An 18,538-nucleotide genomic window follows, 5' to 3' on the forward strand; every position below is an offset into this window, starting at 1 on the left:
ACATGGCGGCGCTCAAGGCAGGTGCATTGCTGACCCAGACAGGGGAAACGGCGATGAGAGTGGTCGAAGCCCCGATAAATCTGATCGAGCGCATCTTCGGCCGCAAGCGTATGCCATGGCTGTTCCTGGCCCCGAACCTCGTACTGTTTGCTATCTTCACGTTCCTTCCGATCGCGATCGCGATCGGTTACGCCTTTACCGGCGGCACAAACCTTTTCGTGTCGGAGCGTCCCTTCGTCGGCCTGGACAATTTCCGCACGCTGCTTTCCTGCGGCAATTATCTGCAGCCGGGAACCTGTCAGGAATCGCTGTTCTGGACGGCCGTGTGGAACACGCTCTGGTTCGTAGCCTTCAATGTCGTCGCCACATTGCTCGTGGCGCTGATCACGGCGCTGATCCTCAATCGGGCGATCGTCGCGCGCGGCTTCTTCAGGGCGATGTTCTTCTATCCCGTCTTGCTGTCTCCCGTCGTCATCGGTCTCATCTGGAAATGGTTCCTCGATCGTAACGGGCTCCTGAACGCCTTCTTCCAGATGATCGGCGTTCCCCCTGAAATCTTCCTGCTTGATGTCGGCTGGTCGCGCTTCTTCGTCGTCGCGGTATCGGTCTGGTTTCACATGGGTTTTTATACCCTGATCCTGCTTGCCGGCCTCCAGGCTATCCCGAAGGAGCTCTACGAGGCTGCCTCCATCGATGCCGCTTCGCCGCGCCGCACGCTGTTCAGAATCACGCTTCCGTTGCTCGCCCCGAACCTCTTGGTCGTGTTCATTCTTTTGATGATCAAATCCGTCCAGATCTTCGACGAGGCCTGGGTCTTGACCAATGGCGGAGGCCCCGGCACGGCCAACAGCTTCATCGTCCAATATATCTACCAGATGGCTTTCGGCAGCGATCTTCGCCTCTTCGGACTGGCCTCCGCCGCATCGGTTCTCATGGGGCTGGTGCTTCTGGTTCTTACCCTCATACAGCTGCGCATCGGCAAGCGAATGGAGTCTTGAGATGAACCAGATCAGCTTTTTCACGCGCACACGCCGAGCCGGACGCATTGATATAACCGACATATTGTCATGGGTCTGGCTGGTCGGCGGAACCTTCGTGGTGTTGCTTCCGGTCCTCTGGGCGGGCCTCTCCTCGCTGAAGCCGGCGGCTGAGATCACCCGGTTTCCGCCGACGCTGCTTCCCCGGGCCGCCGTCGAACAGACCGTGCCCGGCTTCGACAAGCCGCTCAGCCTCTGGCAGGTTACCGTCGACGGCCAGATGCGCGAAATGGCCATGGTTCGCCGCATCGGCCTCAAGGCCCAGATGGTCGATCCGGCAAATCCGGGATCACCGGTCAGCGTCGACGTCAAGGGGCTGACGCCGGTGCAGAAGCTGACGGTCGCCACGCAGAATTACACCGATCCGCTGACCCGATTCAACTTCCTGACCTTTCTGAAGAATTCAGTGTTCGTCACCTTCGTCGCAACGCTGCTGACGCTGATCGTCAACGCCATGGCGGCTTTCGCCCTGTCGAAATACAAATTTCCCGGTGATACGACGGTCTTCGTCATCATCATTTCGACGCTGATGATCCCGCTCGCCGTCGTCATGGTGCCGGCCTATCTCGTCATCGTCGGGGTCGGGCTTGCCGACAACCTCTGGGGCGTCATCCTGCCGACGGTCGCCTCTCCGACCGCCGTTTTCCTGCTGCGGCAATATATGCTGACCATACCCGACGAGCTGATAGAGGCGGCGCGCGTCGACGCGGCGAGCGAATTCTGCATCTTCTGGCGCATCATTCTGCCGCTGACGGCGCCGGCGCTGGCGGTGCTGGCGATCTTTTCGGTGCTCTGGCGCTGGAACGATTTCCTCTGGCCGCTGATCGTCCTCAACAGCCGTGAGAATTTCACGCTGCAGGTCGGCCTGAACGCATTCCAGGGGGAGTTCTCGGTGCAGTGGCACTATATCCTGGCGATGACGTTCCTCAGCCTGCTGCCCGTCACCGTCGTCTTCCTGTTTCTGCAGAAGTACATCACCACGGGCATCGCCGGAACAGGGATGAAGTAAGTGGGCCTGCATTGAGAGAGATCTCCTCGCAAGCGTCGAAGAACCCAAACCACGCCGACCTCCGGCTGAGGCGCGTCGTATAGAACTCGGTTCATGCGGCGCGCTTCGGCGGTCGATACCTCCTGCACATATCACAAAACGGTTTCGAAGAGCGGGATCAAGGCCGCGCCGATGGCGCCGGGGGCATCGATGATCTGTGCCACGGCAAGGCTTGGGACGTCGCGTAAAACGCCATGCCGAGGCAGATTATTGAATTCGGTCCGCTCGATAAGCATTTTCGCGAGTGAATGCGGAAGCTCGCCGCCAAGCACGATCAAAGCCGGGTCGAATACTGCGCAGATCGCATTGATGGCTTTGTTGTGGGCCGGCGCGACGCGGTCGACCCACTCCGCAACGCCATCCCAATCCACCAGGTTTTCGTTCTTCAGGTCCCTGAGGGTCAAGTTCGAGCGTCCCTTGGCATGAAGGTGTTGAAGCAAGAGGCTGAGTGCAGGGCGATCGTCGTATTCCTCACGCCCGAAGAGAACGGAATATTCGCCGGCATTTCCGAAACTGCCGCGAAACGGCATGCCTCCGGAAACGAGGCCGCCCCCGTATCCGTGAAGGTGGGCGATATAGGCGAAATCAGCGATGTCGCGGCCGACACCGAAAATTGCTTCCGCCAAGGCGGCGGTTCTCGCTACATTGTCTGCCCAGACCGGTAGGCCGAGTTGCTCTCCGAGCAAAGGCGCCAAATCGATCAATGACCAATGAGCGAGCGGCAAGGGACAGTTGAAGGCCGTCTCCAACATCCGGTGGCCGGCGACCGCCAGGCCGACGCCGAGGACGTCACGTCGTTTGGCGACCCGGCGGGCAAGCAGCTCTTCGACCGCCGCTTCGATCCGCTCCATTTCGACGGCTAACGAGGTGCCTGCCTGCGGAATTTCCATGTTTTCCAGAGGTTCACCGAAACCCATGAGGCAAAGGCCGATCGAGCCGACGTTCACAGAGATGCCCAGGGTTAAACACCAGTCTTTGCAAAGGGTCAGCTCCGGACTGGGCGGCCCGGGCCGCCGGCTTTCCGAATGGGAAAAGACGATCATTCCTCGCTCATGAAGCCGCGCGACGATCCTGTGCAACGATTGCTGGGTGAGATCGAGCGGCTCGGTTAGGTCGGAGCGCTCAATGCCCGGAGACTTCCAGATCAGCCGCAGCAGGTCGCGTTCGTTGCGGGAAGCGACGCGCACAGCTTGCGTTTCTCGCAAAAAATGCGCGGCGATGTGGTCTAGCGGATCATACTTCATTTTGGGTTCGGTTTGATTTACACTGGGAGTGTGAACCAGATTGGGAGGGCGTTTTGCTTCTGTCAAACAAGGAATTCGAGCCCCGGTTTGCCGGCCCTGCTTACTCCATTGAGATTGGCCAAGCCAGCCGGGATCACAATTCACGACGGCAGAGGGGATATCGTTGAGATCCGAGAGCACGGCGCGCGCTCCTGAGCGTGAGACATACGGGTTTGCGCCGACGCATGAAGGCAGGGACTTCGAGTCGATGGTGCAAGCCTATTCGGCAGGCTACGGAGCCTTTAGCGCCAAGCCGCTGAGCAAAGATCGGGCTTTTGCTTGGGCAGCGGACCTGAGAGCAAGCGGGCCATTTACGGCGCTCCACTCGGTTTATCAGAGTTCCTGGACGATTCGAACGCTCGAGGAGACGCCGCAACACCTTGCGTTTTACATCCCGCACACCGGATCCTTTCGACTGTCCATTGGAAAAAGGGTGGTTGAAAGTGAGGCGGGTCATCTTCTCATGGCCAACAACCATCAGGCCGGCGATCGTTTCGTCCAGGGCGGCCCGCACCGCTCGGATGCGCTGTTCCTGGACTGGAAAATTGTGAGACGAATGCTCGTTTCACTGGTGGAAACGCCGATCCTCGATTCGCTTGACCTAGAACCCGTTCTGGATCTCGCAACACCATCGGGCCAGCTTATCGGCAACCTGGCGCAGACGATCGTGCGGGGCATGCTCAATGACGGTCCGCTTCTGTCTTCACCGCTTGCCATGGCAGGAATGAGCGAAACGCTTGCGAATCTCGTGATCCGATTTGGCTCTCACCGTTTTTCCGGCTATCTGGAAAAAAACAAAGTATCGTTGGTCGCGCCTTGGCATGTCCGACGTGCTATCGACTATATGCACGCCAATATCGCAGAGCCCCTCACCATGACGATGATTGCGGATGACGTCGGTGTTTCACTTCGGGCGCTGCAAACGGGCTTCAAGGCCTTCAGGGGAACTTCACCGGGCAGTTACTTGCGCACGATCAGGCTGCAGGCAGCCCGCGACCAGTTGCGGGATCCGATGAATCAGCGATCCGTTCGGGAAATCTGCGCGATGTGGGGTTTTTCTCATGCCGGCAGGTTTTCCAGTGTCTACCGCAGCGCCTTTGGAGAAAGCCCGCGCGATACGCGCTTGCGGGCCGAGCGCTTGCGCTAACTAACTACGGAAGGCGCGCCTAATAATTTCTTCAACAGCAATCGATACCGGCGCACAGGATGGGATCAGGCCGCGCTGCATTTGCCAAACATCGGTGAGCAATGTCCGATCGTGGAGCGCGCCGCCCGCATTGTCTTTCGACCGGTCTCGTTTGAGAAGACAAATCATCGACTGTCGACTCTCGTTGAACTCCGCCGAGGTAGCCTCTAGTTCCCGTTCCGATAGACCCAGGTATTTTCCGCAGCCTTCAGAGGCGCATATTTCGAAGGGCTTTCTCAAGAAAGCCTCTACCGCTGACGCTTGGCTTGAATAAACGGGATCGTCTTTCACGAACTCGCGGAACGCTTTAAGGTCGCCGCGCAGGATTCTCGGAGTTAGATCGAAGCCTCGAGCTGCGAACAAAAGACCCCAGCTAAAGTATCCAAGCCTGAGTGTGGTCGCCTCGCAAGCGCGACGTTCTTTACTATCGTAGTGGTTGCAATCTCGAAGCTTCACTGCACTAAAGATCTTGGGAATTTGCAAGGTTTCTTTAGCGTCGGACGCAACGGCTATCGAAGCATCGATCATGATACACAATGAGATCGATAGGGCTGCAGCAAGGATTTTGGTCATCGTGCTCTCCGAAGGTACCGCATCGATCAGGCTCGATGCGTTGCGTTCTCGCGCGGCGGCGCGACGCTACCCCTCAAGACGAGATGGCATCCGAGTTCCAGGCGATGGGCCGGTCTTTGCGGGTCGTTGGCGATCAGCCGCTGTTCGATGAGCGCCAAAGCGGCCGCGCCGAGCCTGTCTGTGGGAACGCTGATCGTCGACAGTGGCGGGCGGCTGAATTCGCCGGGGACGATGTCGTCGAACCCCAGCACTGATATCGCTTCGGGCACGCGGATGTCGCGATCGGCCAATGCCTTCAGGCATCCGAGCGCCAGATTGTCGGCCGCGCAGAAGACGGCGGTCGCGCCTTTCATCGTGGGATCGCGGTCCAGCAGCGCTTTGATCGCAGCCTCGCCGTGCCGGGGCTCATATCCCTCGGCCTCGACGATCATATCGTCGGGCACCGGAAGCTGCGCGGCGAAATAGGCATCGGAAAAGCCGTCATATCGGCGCTGGATCGTCGTGCGGCCCTTCCAGGTCAGGTGCAGGATGCGGCGATGCCCGAGTGCCAGCAGGTGCTCGATGCCGAGCCTCGCCCCAAAGCGGTTTTCGGGGGTGACCGTATCGACCAGCATGGCCGGGTCTTCGCCGTTGACGATGACGACCGGCATATCAGGCGAGGCGAGGCTTCGGATCAGTTCCGGCTGATCGTCGTTCAGGACCACGATGCCGTCAGCCCGCTCCGACAGCGCGATCTGCCTGACCCGAGCGCCGTCGATGCGGCGGCCGGTGCTGACAAAGGGTACGATCCTGATGCCGCGGCGTTCGCACTCCCTGCGAAGGCCGTTGAGGATCGTCCAGCTCACCAGATTGAGGTCGCTCTCCGGCGCGGCATCGTCGGGAATGGCTAGAAGCAGGACGCGCAAGGTCGCGATCGTCGCCTTCTTCCGCCGGCGGTCGAGGTAACCCAGGCGTTTTGCCGAATCCAGAACCCTCTCGCGCACCTCGATCGTCAGCGGTGCGGTTCCGTTCAGCGCGTGCGAGGCCGTACTCAGCGATACGTCAGCATCGCGCGCGACATCCTTGAGATTGACTTTGCGTTCCACTTTTTCCGTCACGAATTGAGGTCGTGCCTTCGAAGGCATAGCTAAGCCAATGTTTTTACATAAAAACTTCAAAAAAGCTACGTGTTGGCATGAAATTATTCGTCATTCGGCCATCAGTGAGGTTTGGCAAGCAGGCCGTTGAGCAGCAGGTCGAAATAGGCCCGCAGGAAGGCCTCTTTGTTGGGAGTGGGCACGCGGCGGTCGTCGAATATCAGCCGCAGAACTGTCGTCGTCAGGATGGGCGCGACCACGATGTCGGAGAATTCCACCGGAACTTCGCGAAACTCCCCTGACGCCACACCCTCCAGAATGAGAGCGTCGACCTTGGCGATGATCGGTTCAATGAACTGATCGTGGTGGCGGTCGATCAGGTCGGGGAACCGATGTCCTTCGGCAATGACGAGCCGCGTCAATTCGCGGGTCGTGCGATCCTCGGCGATTTGTTCGTAGAGCAGGCCGAGAATGGAAATCAGCCGGTCGGCGGCGCTGCCGCTGAGACTCTCGGTGATCCCCAGCAGCTCCTGAAACGGCACGGAGAAGTGGTGGATCATGGCTTCGAAAAGCTTCTCCTTCGTCTCGAAGTAGACGTACACCGTACCCTTGGTGACGCCGACCCTGTCGGCGATGTCTTCGACGCGTGTGCCCGCGAAACCGCTTCTCACGAATTCCTCGAAGGCGGCATCCAGGATCTGGATGGGCCGCAGCGCCTTCTGTTCCGCCCGCGTGATCTTCTTCTGAGCTGCCATTTGCCTCGCCTCCCTTATTGCGCACGCCCTCGTCCCCGCGGCGCAAAGTTTCATTGACTAATACGTCAGTCAATTATATAGAAGCTGCCGTTGAGAGCAAGAGGTCAACTATGAGAACCATTCTGGTCGCCACGGCGATCGCATGCGCCATCGGTCTCGGATCATGCAGCGATGCGGGCGAGCCGACTAAGCCAACCGCACGGCAGGTCGGCATCGTCGTCGCCAGGCCTGAGCCGCTGGTCCGAGGTGGCGCGGTCACCGGCGAAGTCCGCGCCCGTGTCCAGACCGATCTGTCCTTCCGCGTCAGCGGCAAGATCGTCGAGCGGCTGGTGGAAGTCGGACAGTCCGTGAAGGCGGGGCAGCTCCTCGCGCGGATCGATCCGGAAGAGCAGAGGGCCGATCTGGATGTGGCGGCTGCCAACCTTCAGTCGGCTGAGGCGCAGCAAACCCAGGCGCAGCTCGCATACGACCGCCAGCAGAGCCTGTTTCGAACGCAGGTGACGACGCGTGCGGCACTCGATCAGGCGCAGGAGGCGCTCCTGACCGCGCAGGCATCGACGAAGTCAGCGCAAGCGCTGTTGGAGACCGCTCAGGACACTCTGTCCTACACCGAGCTGAAGGCGGACGCCGACGGAATGATCACCGCCCGCAATGCCGAGGTCGGGCAAGTGGCGCAGGCGGCCCAGGTCGTCTTCACGCTTGCCCATGACGGCGACCGGGATGCCGTCTTTGAAGTGGTCGAGAGCGCGTTCCTGCGCCCGATCGACGGCGACGGGACCGTGACCCTTCTGGCGAACTCCTCGCAGAAGATTACGGCGAAGGTTCGCGAGATTTCGCCGACGATCGATCCCTCCACCGGAACCATCAAGGTCAAGGTCGCGATATCGAGCGACGCTCCGATCCCCCTCGGCGCTCCCGTCGTCGGAAGATTCAATTATGTCTCGCAGGACGTCATCCAGCTTCCCTGGTCCGCCATGACATCCAAGGACGGCAAGCCGGCCGTCTGGATTGTCGATCCCGCATCATCTGCGGTTTCGGCAAGGGCGGTGGATGTCTCCGGCTACGAGACCGGCAGCTTCATCGTCAAGTCAGGTGTGTCTGAAGGAGAGGTCGTGGTGGCCGACGGAACCAAGTTCCTCAGGCCGGGTGAAATCGTGTCTTATGTCAAGGAAGCTTCCAAGTGATTATTCGTCCCAAGATAGTCGCACTGATGATGGCTACGGCCCTGATCTCCTCCTGTACGCCGCAGGAGGAAAGCAAGGAGGAAGCCCCTCGTCCCGTGCTGTCGATGACAGCCAAGCCAACGTCGTCTTCGAGCTTGAGCCTGACCGGCACGATCGAACCGACGATCGAGACTGAACTCGGCTTCCGGATTCTCGGGCGGATGATCGCCCGCAACGTCAATGTCGGCGATCTCGTTAAGAAGGATGATGTCGTTGCCGCCATCGATCCGCTGGCGTTGGAGCTTGCCGTGCGCAACGCGCAGTCGGACGTAGAGAACAGCGACGCCCAGCTCAGGAACGCGGTGACCACAGAACAGCGCCAGCGCACGTTGCTGGAGTCGCGCTCAGGCACCGAAGCCTCGCTCGAAGAGGCCGAACAGGCAAGGCGGACGGCCGCGGCCGCCGTCGCCAAGGCGCAGGCCAATCTCGACAAGGCCACGGAGCAACTCGGCTACGCGCAGCTTCGGGCGGAATTCGACGGGGTGGTGACCGCGACCTCGGCCGAGGTCGGACAGGTGGTGTCGGCCGGCCAGACGGTCGTGACCATCGCACGGCCGGACAAGCGCGATGCCGTGGTCGACGTGCCCCAGGCAGCCGCCCAGAAACTGAAGATCGGCGCGCCCTTCGAGGTGACGCTGCAGCTCGATCCGACCATCCGCACGTCCGGGATCGTGCGTGAAATAGCACCGGAGGCGGAGACGTCCACCCGCACGAGCAGGACCAAGATCGCACTGAGCGATCCCCCCGCCACCTTCCGGCTGGGCTCCGTCATATCCGCCTCGGCAACCATTGCAGCCGATTCGCAGATCGTCCTGCCTTCCTCTGCAATCCTTGTCGGCAGCGACGGCCCGAGCGTCTGGATCGTCGATGCGCCAGCCAGGAAGGTATCGCTTCGCCGCGTGAAGATCGACGGTGACATCGAAGATGGCGGCACCGCCCGCGTCAGCGAAGGGATCGCCCCCGGAGAAAGGGTGGTCGTGGCAGGCGTGCATAAACTTGAAGATGGCCAGACCATCAGGATCGACCAGGAGATCAGCCAGTGAAGTCCTTCAATCTTTCCGACTGGGCGCTCGAACACCGTTCGCTCGTCTGGTACTTCATGATCGTCTTCATTCTCGCCGGCGCCTTCTCCTACGTGAAGCTCGGCCGCGAGGAAGACCCGAACTTCACGATCAAGACGATGGTGATCACCGCCCAGTGGCCCGGCGCCTCCGCCGAAGAGGTGACGCGGCAGGTGACCGACAGGATCGAGAAAAAGCTTCAGGAACTGGAATCGCTTGATTACACCAAGAGCGAGACCGTTGCGGGCCAGACGACCGTCTTTGTCGAGCTGTTGCCGACGACCAAGGCGAAGGATGTTGCGCCGACCTGGCTGCGCATCCGCAACATGATTGCCGACATCAAGGGCGATTTCCCCACCGGGGTCGTCGGTCCTTTCTTCAACGATCGCTTCGGCGACGTCTTCGGAAACATCTACGCCTTCACCAGCGACGGGCTTACTCAGCGCCAACTTCGTGATCTCGTGGAAGATGCCCGTTCCAAGGTTCTGACCGTGCCCAACGTTGGCAAGGTCGATGTGGTCGGCGCCCAGGACGAGGCGATCTATCTCGAATTCTCCACACGCCAGATCGCCGCACTCGGGATCGACCAACAGTCGGTCATTCAGACCCTGCAGGCGCAGAATGCCGTCACGCAGTCCGGCTTCGTTGACGCCGGGCCGGAGCGCATCGCCTTGCGGGTCAGCGGACAGTTCACGTCCGAGGACAGCCTGAGATCGATCAATCTTCGGATCAACGACCGCTTCTTTCCGCTGAGCGATGTCGCCACGATCAAACGCGGCTACGTGGATCCGCCCTCGTCGCTGTTCCGGTTCAACGGCCAGCCGGCGATCGGGCTTGCGATCGGCATGAAGCAGGGCGCCAATCTTCTGGAGTTCGGCGAGGGGCTCGACGCGCAGATGAAACGTGTCGTCGCTGACCTTCCGATCGGCGTGGACGTCCACCGCGTTTCCGATCAGCCGGCCGTCGTCGACGAAGCGGTGTCGGGATTTACCCGCGCGCTCTTCGAAGCGATCGTCATCGTCCTGATTATCAGCTTCATCAGCCTTGGTCTTCGCGCCGGCATGGTGGTGGCGATCTCCATTCCGCTCGTCCTGGCGATCACCTTCGTGGTGATGGAATATTCCGGCATTTCGCTTCAGCGCATCTCGCTTGGCGCACTCATCATCGCGCTCGGGCTGCTTGTCGACGATGCCATGATCGCCGTCGAGATGATGGTGGCCCGCCTGGAGGCGGGCGACGATCTCAGGAAGGCCGCCACCCACGTTTATACATCGACCGCCTTTCCGATGCTGACGGGGACGCTCGTCACCGTTGCCGGTTTCATCCCGGTCGGTCTCAACAACAGTGCTGCCGGTGAGTTCACCTTCACGCTTTTCGTGGTCATCGCAGTTTCGCTGATCGTTTCCTGGGTGGTGGCGGTGCTGTTCACGCCGCTTCTCGGCGTCACGATCCTGCCGAAGACGATGAAATCGCATCACGAGAAGAAGGGCCGCTTTGCCTCGGTCTTCTCCTGGCTCCTGGGGCTGGCGATGCGCTGGCGCTGGGTCACCATCATCCTCACGGTCGGTGTCTTTGCACTTTCGATCGGCGGCATGGGGCTGGTGCAGCAACAGTTCTTCCCCAACTCGGACAGAACCGAGCTGGTCATCGACTGGAATCTCCCCAACAACAGTTCGATCGCCGAAACCAACAGGCAGATGGCCAGGTTCGAAAAGGAGATGCTGGCCGATAACAAGGATGTCGACCATTGGACGACCTATGTCGGCCAGGGTGCGCCACGCTTCATCTTGTCCTTTGACGTGCAGACGCCCGACGTGTCGTTCGGGCAGACGATCATCGTCACCAAAGGGCTCGACGTGCGCGACAAGGTGCGGGCGGAACTGCAGGACTATCTGACGAAAACCTTCCCCGGCACCGACGCCTTCGTCAAGCTTCTCGACATCGGCCCGCCGGTGGGCAAGCCGGTCCAGTACCGGATCAGCGGTCCCGATGTTCAAAAGGTCCGCGACCTCTCGCAGCAGTTCGCCGGCGTCATGGGATCGCACCCGCTTCTGGCGAACATGGTCCTGGACTGGAATGAGCCGTCCCGCGTGGTGAAGGTCGATGTCCTGCAGGACAAGGCGCGCCAGCTCGGCGTATCCTCCGAAGACATCGCCACTGCCCTCAACGGCATCGTCGAAGGCTCGACGGCCACCCAGGTTCGAGACGACATCTACCTGGTCAACGTCATCGGCCGCGCCAGGGCAGCCGAGCGCGATTCCATCCAGACGCTTGAGAATCTGCAGCTCTCCACCTCCAACGGCAAGGTCGTGCCGCTGTCTGCCGTGGCGAATTTCCGCTACGAGCTCGAGCAGCCGACGATCTGGCGTCGCGACAGGCAACCCACCATAACGGTCAAGGCGGCCGTCGTCGGTCCGACGCAACCCGCCACGATCGTCGAACAGCTCAAGCCGAAGGTCGAAGAATTCCAGAAAAACCTTCCCGTAGGATACAAGGTGGAAGTGGGCGGCGCGGTCGAATCCAGTGCAGATGCCCAGGGGCCGATCGCGGCAGTCGCTCCGCTGATGCTGTTTGTGATGGCGACGATCCTGATGATCCAGCTGCAGAGCTTCAGCCGCCTCTTCCTGGTGTTCGCGGTTGCGCCGACCGCCCTGATCGGCGTCGTCGCAGCACTGCTGCTCAGCAACGCACCCATGGGCTTCGTCGCGATCCTCGGCGTGCTTGCGCTCATCGGCATTCTGATCCGCAACTCCGTCATCCTGGTCGTTCAGATCGAGCACCTACGCAGCGAAGGAATGGCGCCCTGGCAGGCGGTCATCGAGGCCACTGAACACCGCATGCGGCCGATCATGCTGACGGCCGCGGCGGCCACGCTGGCGCTGATCCCGATCTCGCGCGAGATCTTCTGGGGGCCGATGGCCTACGCCATGATGGGCGGCATCGTCGTCGGAACCGCGCTCACCCTGCTGTTCCTGCCTGCGCTCTACGTCGCGTGGTTCAGGATTCCAAGGGATGAAGGCGTTCAGGCCGGAGCCGCGGCTGCAGAGGTATGACGCAGTCTTCGACGGCCATCGCCCACGGCCGCCGCGGCGGCCGCTGCAACACGGGCCGCGATAATATGTGTGGGGTGGCGCAGGCGATGCCATCCCACGCGGGAAGGAACGACATATCGTATGACGAGATTGGCTGATCCATGCGCCCGAGAGCCTTGATTCCAGGGGAAATTTATCGATGACGGAATGGTATTCTCCGGAACCCTCGAAGGCAGATCACCGAGAGCTCCTGAAGACCGGGCCGGCCATCGTTGCCGCGATCGGCCTGGCTATGCTTGCAGGCTGTGCGACGAGGCCATCGCCGGACGTATTGAAGCCAGTTCATCTGAGTCAACTGACTCATGCCGAAGAGGCTCCGGTCAGCGTGAACGTTCTCGTGGCGACCAATAGAACCCCCGATAGCATACGGGGCGGGTTCGGCAGCGCATGGGCTGACAAGCTCACCTATGAGCAGTATGGGTTTTCGGTCCCTCCCGGCCGGAAGGACACCGCGATCACATATCCGACCGAGAGGCCGGATCCCGAACGCCAATTTGCCGTTATCGGGCGCAAGCAGCTTGCAAAGGATGCCTTCGTGGAGGAGGTGCTCCGCTCTACGCAGAACGAGGGCACCGTCGGCATCTTTGTCCACGGCTACAACTATAGCTATCAGGAAGCGCTGTTTCGCACCGCGCAGATCGCTGCGGACGCTAACATTCCGGGTTCTCCGATTCTGTTTTCGTGGCCTTCCGCCGCAGCCGTCGCCGGCTATGTCGCCGACCGCGATGCGGCGCTCTCCTCGCGCAGCGACCTCGACTCGCTTGTCACGTCGCTCTCGGCTTCAGGAAGGGTGAAACGCATCATCCTTTTCGGACACAGCATGGGCGGATTCCTGGTCATGGAAACGGTGCGCCAGCTCAAACTGCAGCATCGCGACGACGTCATCGGCAAACTGGCGGTGATCCTTGCCGCCCCTGACATCGACATCGATGTTTTCCGGTCCCAGCTGAACGATATCGGGCGAATGCCGGCCGCGATATCTCTTCTCGTGTCGAAGGACGACCGTGCGCTGGTGGCTTCGAGCTTCATCGCGGGTGAGCGGGCGCGCGTCGGACGCCTCGATATCGACGATCCCGTCATCAGAGATGCCGCCTTGAAGGAAAGGCTTCGGGTCATCGACATCACGTCGATCCGGGCGTCCGACGGGCTGGGGCATGACCGCTACGCGTCGCTTGCCAAGTTCGGCGCGCAGCTTGCATCCTTCGAAAGCGGGAAGCGGTCGAGTGCCGGCGACGTTGGCGCCTATGTCTTCGATGCCGCCGGTGCCGCAGTCGCAAGTCCGTTTCGTCTGGCTGGACGTGTCGTCGGATCGAACTGACTAGAATTCGTGTACCGGGCGAGCCCCATGGCTAATCCTGAGGCATCGCCAAGAGATGTGTACAATGTGACTATTAAATTGTCAGCTGCACAAATGAAGAGCAAACTTCCGCCTGTGGCCGATTTGGCCTCAAGGACATGGGAGGGCATTCATGAGCGTACAAAATCCGTCTCCCTCGTTATACAACGAGGATCTTGCACCCGCCGAGGAGCGCAAGTGGGGTGCATTCAGCATTTTCAACGTCTGGACATCAGACGTCCACAGCCTGTGGGGCTACTATCTGGCGGCGAGCCTGTTCCTGCTGTGCGGCAGCTTCATCAATTTCGTCATCGCCATCGGCATTGGATCTCTGGTCATCTTCTGCCTGATGAGCCTGGTCGGCAATGCCGGCGTGCGCACAGGCGTACCCTTTCCGGTTCTGGCGCGCGCCTCCTTCGGCACGTTCGGGGCGAACGTGCCGGCACTCGTCCGAGCGGTGGTCGCCTGCTTCTGGTACGGGGCACAGACCGCCGCCGCATCCGGCGCCATCGTTGCCTTGCTGATCCGCAACGACAGCCTGCTCGCCTTTCACCAGAACAGTCACTTTCTCGGTCATTCAACCCTCGAGGTCATCTGCTACGTCATCGTCTGGGCGCTGCAGCTGCTGATCATTCAGCGCGGGATGGAAACGGTTCGCAAGTTCCAGGATTGGGCCGGTCCGGCCGTCTGGATCATGATGCTGGTGCTCTCGGCTTATCTGGTCGTCAAGTCCGGCACCTTCTCATTCGGGTCCGAAATCCCGCGCGACGTGCTGATCGAAAAGACCAAGGATGCGGGCGTGCCGGGTGAGCCTGGTTCGATTGCAGCGCTAGCTGCCGTGGCCGCCACGTGGATCACCTATTTCGCAGCACTTTACCTGAATTTCTGCGATTTTTCGCGCTACGCAACGAATGAAAAGGCGCTCAGGAAAGGCAACCTCTGGGGGCTTCCGATCAACCTGCTGGCGTTCTGCCTCGTCGCAGGCGTGACGACCACCGCTGCCTTCACCGTCTACGGAGAGGTGCTGCTGCATCCGGAAATGATATCGGCGAAATTCGACAGCTGGTTCCTGGCGCTGCTGGCCGCGCTAACATTCGCGATCGCAACGCTCGGCATCAACGTCGTGGCGAATTTCGTGTCGCCGGCCTTCGACTTTGCCAATGTTTTCCCGCGCCAGATCAATTTCAAGCGCGGGGGATATATCGCCGCATTGATCGCTCTTGTGCTTTACCCATTTGCTCCCTGGGAGACGGGTGCGGCGCATTTCGTCAATTTTATCGGATCGACGATGGGGCCGATCTTCGGCATCATGATGGTGGACTATTATCTCATCCGGAAGAGCCAACTGAACGTCGAAGCGCTTTATCATGAGGATGGCGAGTTCCGGTTCCAGAACGGATGGCACGGCAATGCCTTCATCGCATTTGTGGTGGGCGCGCTGTTCTCCTCGATCCTGCCGACCTTCACCACCATCCTGCCGGACTGGTGGGGCACCTACGGCTGGTTCTTCGGCGTCGCCATCGGCGGGGCGATCTATTTCGCATTGAGAATGGGCGCGCGGCGCAATCCGGCCTTCGCGTCCTGAGCAAATGAAAGCCGCCCGGCAATTGCCGGGCGGCTTACATGTCGGATTTCCTGCTGTCGCCTGTTTCAGCGGCGAGCGGCAACCGTTTGCAGGGCTCTGCACGAGCTGGAAGGCGCCGCCCGCCGCCTGACCACGACGAAGGCGGCTGGTCGGACCCCGCACCGATGCGGATGATGCATGTTTTACGAAATAGCATTATGATCGGCTGAGCGCCTGACCGGCGGAGGGGCTGCTGCGGATATACGATCCGTGCAGGAATGAGAGGACGGCAGGATTTGGAACGGCTGAAGGATCTGGACAGTATTCCCGCGCAGGGGGCTAGCGGTTCCACATCGCCTCCCTATGAACGGCCTGGCGTCGTGGCTGCCGCCGTTTACCAGCACGGGCAACGTATTCGCGACATCAGGATAGAGGAGGCCGGCGAATGGCGGGGCCGGGAGAATGCGATCGTCTGGATCGGCCTGCACGAGCCGGATGAGGTGCTGCTAAGCCAAGTCCAGGCGCAGTTCAATCTCCATCCGCTGGCGATCGAGGATGCAGCGCAGCCCCACCAGCGCCCGAAACTGGAGATCTACGGGGAGGCGATGTTCATCGTCGCCCGGACCGCGCACATGAAGGACGGCGAAATCATCTTCGGCGAAACGCACCTGTTCGTCGGTCGCGGTTATGTCGTCTCCGTTCGTCACGGCGACTCGTCCTCCTATCTAGCGGTGCGGCAGCGATGCGAGGCGACGCCGGCGGCCCTTGCCCACGGCGAGAACTACATTCTCTATTCTATCCTCGATTTCATCGTCGACAACTACATGCCTGTCATCGAGGTCGTGCAGGACGAGGTCGAGAATATCGAGGATCTGGTGCTGCGCGAACAGCTGACAAAGTCCGATATCGAGCGGCTTTACTTGTTGAGGCGCAGGCTGCTGCGGCTGCGCAACGCCGTGGTGCCGCTTGTCGACGTCTGCCGGCGATACGAGCACACAGATCTTCCCGGCATGGATCCGACGCTGCAATCGCTGTTTCGCGATGTCACGGACCATGTGCGCCGCGTTCAGGAAGATATCGACGCGCTGCGCGAGGTGCTGGCCTTCGCCTTCGAGGCGAGCGTGATGATCGGCCAGTCGGAGCAGACGGCGATTGCCCGCAAGCTCGCCGCCTGGGCGGCGATCCTTGCCGTCCCCACCGCGATCGCCGGCATCTACGGGATGAATTTCAGCGATATGCCGGAGCTGAAAACCCAATATGGCTATTTCGTCGTGCTTGGTGTCATAGCCATCTTGTGCCTTGGCCTTTTCGGCTTCTTCCGACGGAGGAAATGGCTGTAGGGGTGGGGCATGCGGCAGGCGGCAGGCGGGACATTCGAGTTAGCGAAGGTGCGTTAGCACAGGGCCTTCAGCAGCCGATCCCGATGGCTTCGAATATACTGCATATCGCTGAGATACTGCCGGGCGTCTCCTCTCGCCACATGCTCCACGAATGTCTCATCTCCGGCCGCTGCACTTGGCAAAATGTAATCGACGAGCGCCTGAAGCCGTCGGCAGATCGTCTCGGGGAGCTGGAGACGTTCTTGCATCGTCGCCCCATATGCCGTGCAGAAAATCTCCGCCCGCTGCAGCTGTTCGTCTAGTAGGCCGAAGGTCACATCAGGATTGGCAGGATCGGAGAGCGGCGCCCAGCGGTAAACCGAATAGGCCAGATCCCATAGGCGGGGTGCGGGATGGGCGGTGTCGAAATCGATGATCCCGACAGCCTCATGACCGGCTGTGGCGATATTGTAGGGTGCATAATCTCCGTGGCATATGATCTCGTACGGTTCCTGCGGCGGCAGCATCCATGCCTGGACCTCGCGATCCGATTCCAGAAACCCATGAGATGCCGAATGAAATTCGCGCAGTAGCTTGGCTGCGGAAAGCAGCATGCGCTCCGACCCGACAAACTGGTCGCTCAAGTCTTCGCAGACGCGCCCGGCAACATAACTGACGACTTCCTGGTTCCCGGTTATTTCAATGGGATGAGGCGCTCCCGGAAAGCCTCTGCTTCTCAGATGGCGCAAAAACCGGTGCACCGTCGGCGTCCATGCGCCGGACGGCCTGATCACGGTGTCGCCGTCACGCCAGATCTGCCCGGTTCGTCCGCCCTCCAACGGTTTCATTTTCCGGTCTCCAGACGTCCTCTATGCGGATTTCAGCTTGTCGATGTGGGCCTGAACCGTCGCGCCAAGGTTTGTCTCATGGCAGTTCCGGTAGAAAGCCACCACGTCGGAAGGCATTCCCTCGGGGATGGCGACGAAGTCTTCAAGCCGCAGGCCGCTTGAACCGCCGAGTTGCGGCTCCGCCAATTGGCTCTCGCTCAAACTGCCGACACGATCGGCCAGGGCTTGGAAATAGGCGAGGTTGTCATGCACCGCCGAAGGAGAGTGCGTCCGGCCGTGCGCCGGGATGACCAGTCTTGCATTGAGGTCACGTATCCGCTCGAGCGAGGAACGGATCAAGCGCAGGTCGCCTGCATTTTTGCTCCAGACTTCGGGGATGGGGTATTCCACCGCGTCGACGGCCAGGCAGATGCGAAGTTCGGGAATCCATACGGCGACATGGTCGGGCGTATGTCCCGGCGTATGAATGAGCTCCAGCGTCAGATCGCCGCCGTTGACGGTCATCGAGCCGGAGAACGTGATGTCGGGACCGATGAGGTCGACGTCCCGAAACCTCGACTCCTGGCTCGCCTTGTCTCTCAGGACTTCCCGCGCGGAAGGGTCGCGTAAACGGTCGAGCGCGGCGGCATGCGCGATAATCGGAGCGCGCCGCGCAATGGCGGCATTCCCCCAGAAATGATCCCAATCCATGTGCGAATTGATGACGATCAGCGGACGAGCGTTTATCTGTTCCCCGAGCATGCCCAGCGCCGTCAGGCACAGCTCGGGCGTTCCGAGCGTATCGATCAGCACATTGAACCTTTCGGTCCGGATAAACACGCCATCAACCTCGTCGCCCGCCCTGACGATCACGATTCGATCATCGAGTTCGGGATATGAACATAATTCCACCGATGGGTTCACGTCTGGTTGCCTCTATTGCAATCGCAGTGATTTCATTCGGACACATCAAGTCTCGTTCGGGCGCTGATCTTTCAAAACGGAGCGGGGCCCTCCGTTAGCAGCCAAATGGGTCATCGTCTCAGACAGCCCAAGACTATTCATTTATATCGCGAACCTTCAAGATCCGTCCGCGCAGTTCAAGGCTTTTCACGTGCATGTCGAGCGCCTCCCATCGGTCCCGCGCCGGTGCGGCCG

At 60.5% G+C, this 18,538-nt stretch carries 16 protein-coding genes; 10 read left to right on the forward strand and 6 right to left on the reverse strand.

Going from position 1 to position 18,538, the window contains the following annotated elements; translation table 11 throughout:
- Positions 1 to 2: 2 nt before the first annotated feature.
- Positions 3 to 998, forward strand: coding sequence for a carbohydrate ABC transporter permease (locus N1937_RS26390; protein WP_222331884.1), 996 nt, complete (start codon positions 3 to 5; stop codon positions 996 to 998).
- A gap of 1 nt (position 999) precedes the next feature.
- Positions 1,000 to 2,046, forward strand: a complete 1,047-nt coding sequence (locus tag N1937_RS26395; RefSeq protein WP_170256569.1) for a carbohydrate ABC transporter permease — start codon at positions 1,000 to 1,002, stop codon at positions 2,044 to 2,046.
- A gap of 131 nt (positions 2,047 to 2,177) precedes the next feature.
- Here the strand turns inward: N1937_RS26395 and N1937_RS26400 are convergent, their stop codons facing one another.
- Positions 2,178 to 3,329 carry an ROK family transcriptional regulator gene (locus tag N1937_RS26400; RefSeq protein WP_260059713.1) on the reverse strand — a complete coding sequence of 384 codons (1,152 nt, stop codon included), beginning with the start codon at positions 3,327 to 3,329 and terminating at the stop codon, positions 2,178 to 2,180.
- A gap of 163 nt (positions 3,330 to 3,492) precedes the next feature.
- On the opposite strand from N1937_RS26400, the gene N1937_RS26405 reads away from it, so the two are divergent.
- Entirely contained in the window at positions 3,493 to 4,515 is a 1,023-nt protein-coding gene (locus tag N1937_RS26405) for an AraC family transcriptional regulator (RefSeq protein ID WP_260059373.1), read from the forward strand.
- On the opposite strand, the gene N1937_RS26410 is transcribed toward N1937_RS26405, so the two are convergent.
- The 3 genes from N1937_RS26410 to N1937_RS26420 form a co-directional block, all read right to left on the reverse strand.
- Positions 4,516 to 5,127, reverse strand: a complete 612-nt coding sequence (locus tag N1937_RS26410; RefSeq protein ID WP_017967458.1) for a hypothetical protein — start codon at positions 5,125 to 5,127, stop codon at positions 4,516 to 4,518.
- Positions 5,128 to 5,153: 26 nt separating this feature from the next.
- Positions 5,154 to 6,251: a LacI family DNA-binding transcriptional regulator gene (locus tag N1937_RS26415; RefSeq protein WP_260059375.1), complete on the reverse strand. Its 1,098-nt coding sequence runs from the start codon at positions 6,249 to 6,251 to the stop codon at positions 5,154 to 5,156.
- Between the two features lie 74 nt (positions 6,252 to 6,325).
- A complete protein-coding gene (locus tag N1937_RS26420) occupies positions 6,326 to 6,958 on the reverse strand; it encodes a TetR/AcrR family transcriptional regulator (protein WP_162116331.1) in 633 nt (210 codons plus the stop codon).
- Positions 6,959 to 7,068: 110 nt separating this feature from the next.
- On the opposite strand from N1937_RS26420, the gene N1937_RS26425 reads away from it, so the two are divergent.
- The 7 genes from N1937_RS26425 to N1937_RS26455 all read left to right on the forward strand — a co-directional run bounded on the left by N1937_RS26425 (position 7,069) and on the right by N1937_RS26455 (position 16,574).
- On the forward strand, positions 7,069 to 8,142 hold the full coding sequence (locus N1937_RS26425; protein WP_170279654.1) for an efflux RND transporter periplasmic adaptor subunit: 1,074 nt from the start codon (positions 7,069 to 7,071) through the stop codon (positions 8,140 to 8,142).
- Complete coding sequence (locus N1937_RS26430; protein WP_162116333.1) at positions 8,139 to 9,224, forward strand: efflux RND transporter periplasmic adaptor subunit; 1,086 nt, start codon at positions 8,139 to 8,141, stop codon at positions 9,222 to 9,224. The genes N1937_RS26425 and N1937_RS26430 overlap by 4 nt, the downstream gene beginning before the upstream one ends.
- Complete coding sequence (locus N1937_RS26435) at positions 9,221 to 12,295, forward strand: efflux RND transporter permease subunit (RefSeq protein WP_260059378.1); 3,075 nt, start codon at positions 9,221 to 9,223, stop codon at positions 12,293 to 12,295. Before N1937_RS26430 ends, N1937_RS26435 begins: the two co-directional genes overlap by 4 nt.
- Positions 12,296 to 12,566: 271 nt before the next feature.
- Positions 12,567 to 13,652, forward strand: a complete 1,086-nt coding sequence (locus N1937_RS26440) for an alpha/beta hydrolase (protein WP_260059714.1) — start codon at positions 12,567 to 12,569, stop codon at positions 13,650 to 13,652.
- 151 nt (positions 13,653 to 13,803) lie between these two features.
- The gene (locus N1937_RS26445; RefSeq protein WP_260059379.1) at positions 13,804 to 15,255 is read left to right on the forward strand and encodes an NCS1 family nucleobase:cation symporter-1; all 1,452 of its coding nucleotides are present in this window, start codon (positions 13,804 to 13,806) and stop codon (positions 15,253 to 15,255) included.
- A 38-nt stretch (positions 15,256 to 15,293) separates the two neighbouring features.
- The gene (locus N1937_RS26450) at positions 15,294 to 15,464 is read left to right on the forward strand and encodes a hypothetical protein (RefSeq protein ID WP_162116336.1); all 171 of its coding nucleotides are present in this window, start codon (positions 15,294 to 15,296) and stop codon (positions 15,462 to 15,464) included.
- A gap of 66 nt (positions 15,465 to 15,530) precedes the next feature.
- Complete coding sequence (locus N1937_RS26455; RefSeq protein WP_162116337.1) at positions 15,531 to 16,574, forward strand: magnesium and cobalt transport protein CorA; 1,044 nt, start codon at positions 15,531 to 15,533, stop codon at positions 16,572 to 16,574.
- A 53-nt stretch (positions 16,575 to 16,627) separates the two neighbouring features.
- Here N1937_RS26455 and N1937_RS26460 read toward each other — a convergent pair whose 3' ends face one another.
- Both N1937_RS26460 and N1937_RS26465 read right to left on the reverse strand, forming a co-directional pair.
- Positions 16,628 to 17,401 carry a phosphotransferase enzyme family protein gene (locus tag N1937_RS26460; RefSeq protein ID WP_170275954.1) on the reverse strand — a complete coding sequence of 258 codons (774 nt, stop codon included), beginning with the start codon at positions 17,399 to 17,401 and terminating at the stop codon, positions 16,628 to 16,630.
- 21 nt (positions 17,402 to 17,422) lie between these two features.
- Positions 17,423 to 18,304 carry an MBL fold metallo-hydrolase gene (locus tag N1937_RS26465; RefSeq protein ID WP_162116339.1) on the reverse strand — a complete coding sequence of 294 codons (882 nt, stop codon included), beginning with the start codon at positions 18,302 to 18,304 and terminating at the stop codon, positions 17,423 to 17,425.
- Positions 18,305 to 18,538: the final 234 nt, after the last annotated feature.

This window comes from Rhizobium sp. WSM4643, from assembly GCF_025152745.1.
Taxonomy (GTDB): domain Bacteria; phylum Pseudomonadota; class Alphaproteobacteria; order Rhizobiales; family Rhizobiaceae; genus Rhizobium; species Rhizobium leguminosarum_I.

Coding starts and splice junctions, on each gene's coding strand:
- N1937_RS26390 (WP_222331884.1), top strand. CDS start 3: ATGGCGGCGCTCAAGGCAGGTGCATTGCTGACCCAGACAGGGGAAACG.
- N1937_RS26395 (WP_170256569.1), top strand. CDS start 1,000: ATGAACCAGATCAGCTTTTTCACGCGCACACGCCGAGCCGGACGCATT.
- N1937_RS26400 (WP_260059713.1), bottom strand. CDS start 3,329: ATGAAGTATGATCCGCTAGACCACATCGCCGCGCATTTTTTGCGAGAA.
- N1937_RS26410 (WP_017967458.1), bottom strand. CDS start 5,127: ATGACCAAAATCCTTGCTGCAGCCCTATCGATCTCATTGTGTATCATG.
- N1937_RS26415 (WP_260059375.1), bottom strand. CDS start 6,251: ATGCCTTCGAAGGCACGACCTCAATTCGTGACGGAAAAAGTGGAACGC.
- N1937_RS26420 (WP_162116331.1), bottom strand. CDS start 6,958: ATGGCAGCTCAGAAGAAGATCACGCGGGCGGAACAGAAGGCGCTGCGG.
- N1937_RS26425 (WP_170279654.1), top strand. CDS start 7,069: ATGAGAACCATTCTGGTCGCCACGGCGATCGCATGCGCCATCGGTCTC.
- N1937_RS26440 (WP_260059714.1), top strand. CDS start 12,567: ATGCTTGCAGGCTGTGCGACGAGGCCATCGCCGGACGTATTGAAGCCA.
- N1937_RS26445 (WP_260059379.1), top strand. CDS start 13,804: ATGAGCGTACAAAATCCGTCTCCCTCGTTATACAACGAGGATCTTGCA.
- N1937_RS26450 (WP_162116336.1), top strand. CDS start 15,294: ATGTCGGATTTCCTGCTGTCGCCTGTTTCAGCGGCGAGCGGCAACCGT.
- N1937_RS26460 (WP_170275954.1), bottom strand. CDS start 17,401: ATGAAACCGTTGGAGGGCGGACGAACCGGGCAGATCTGGCGTGACGGC.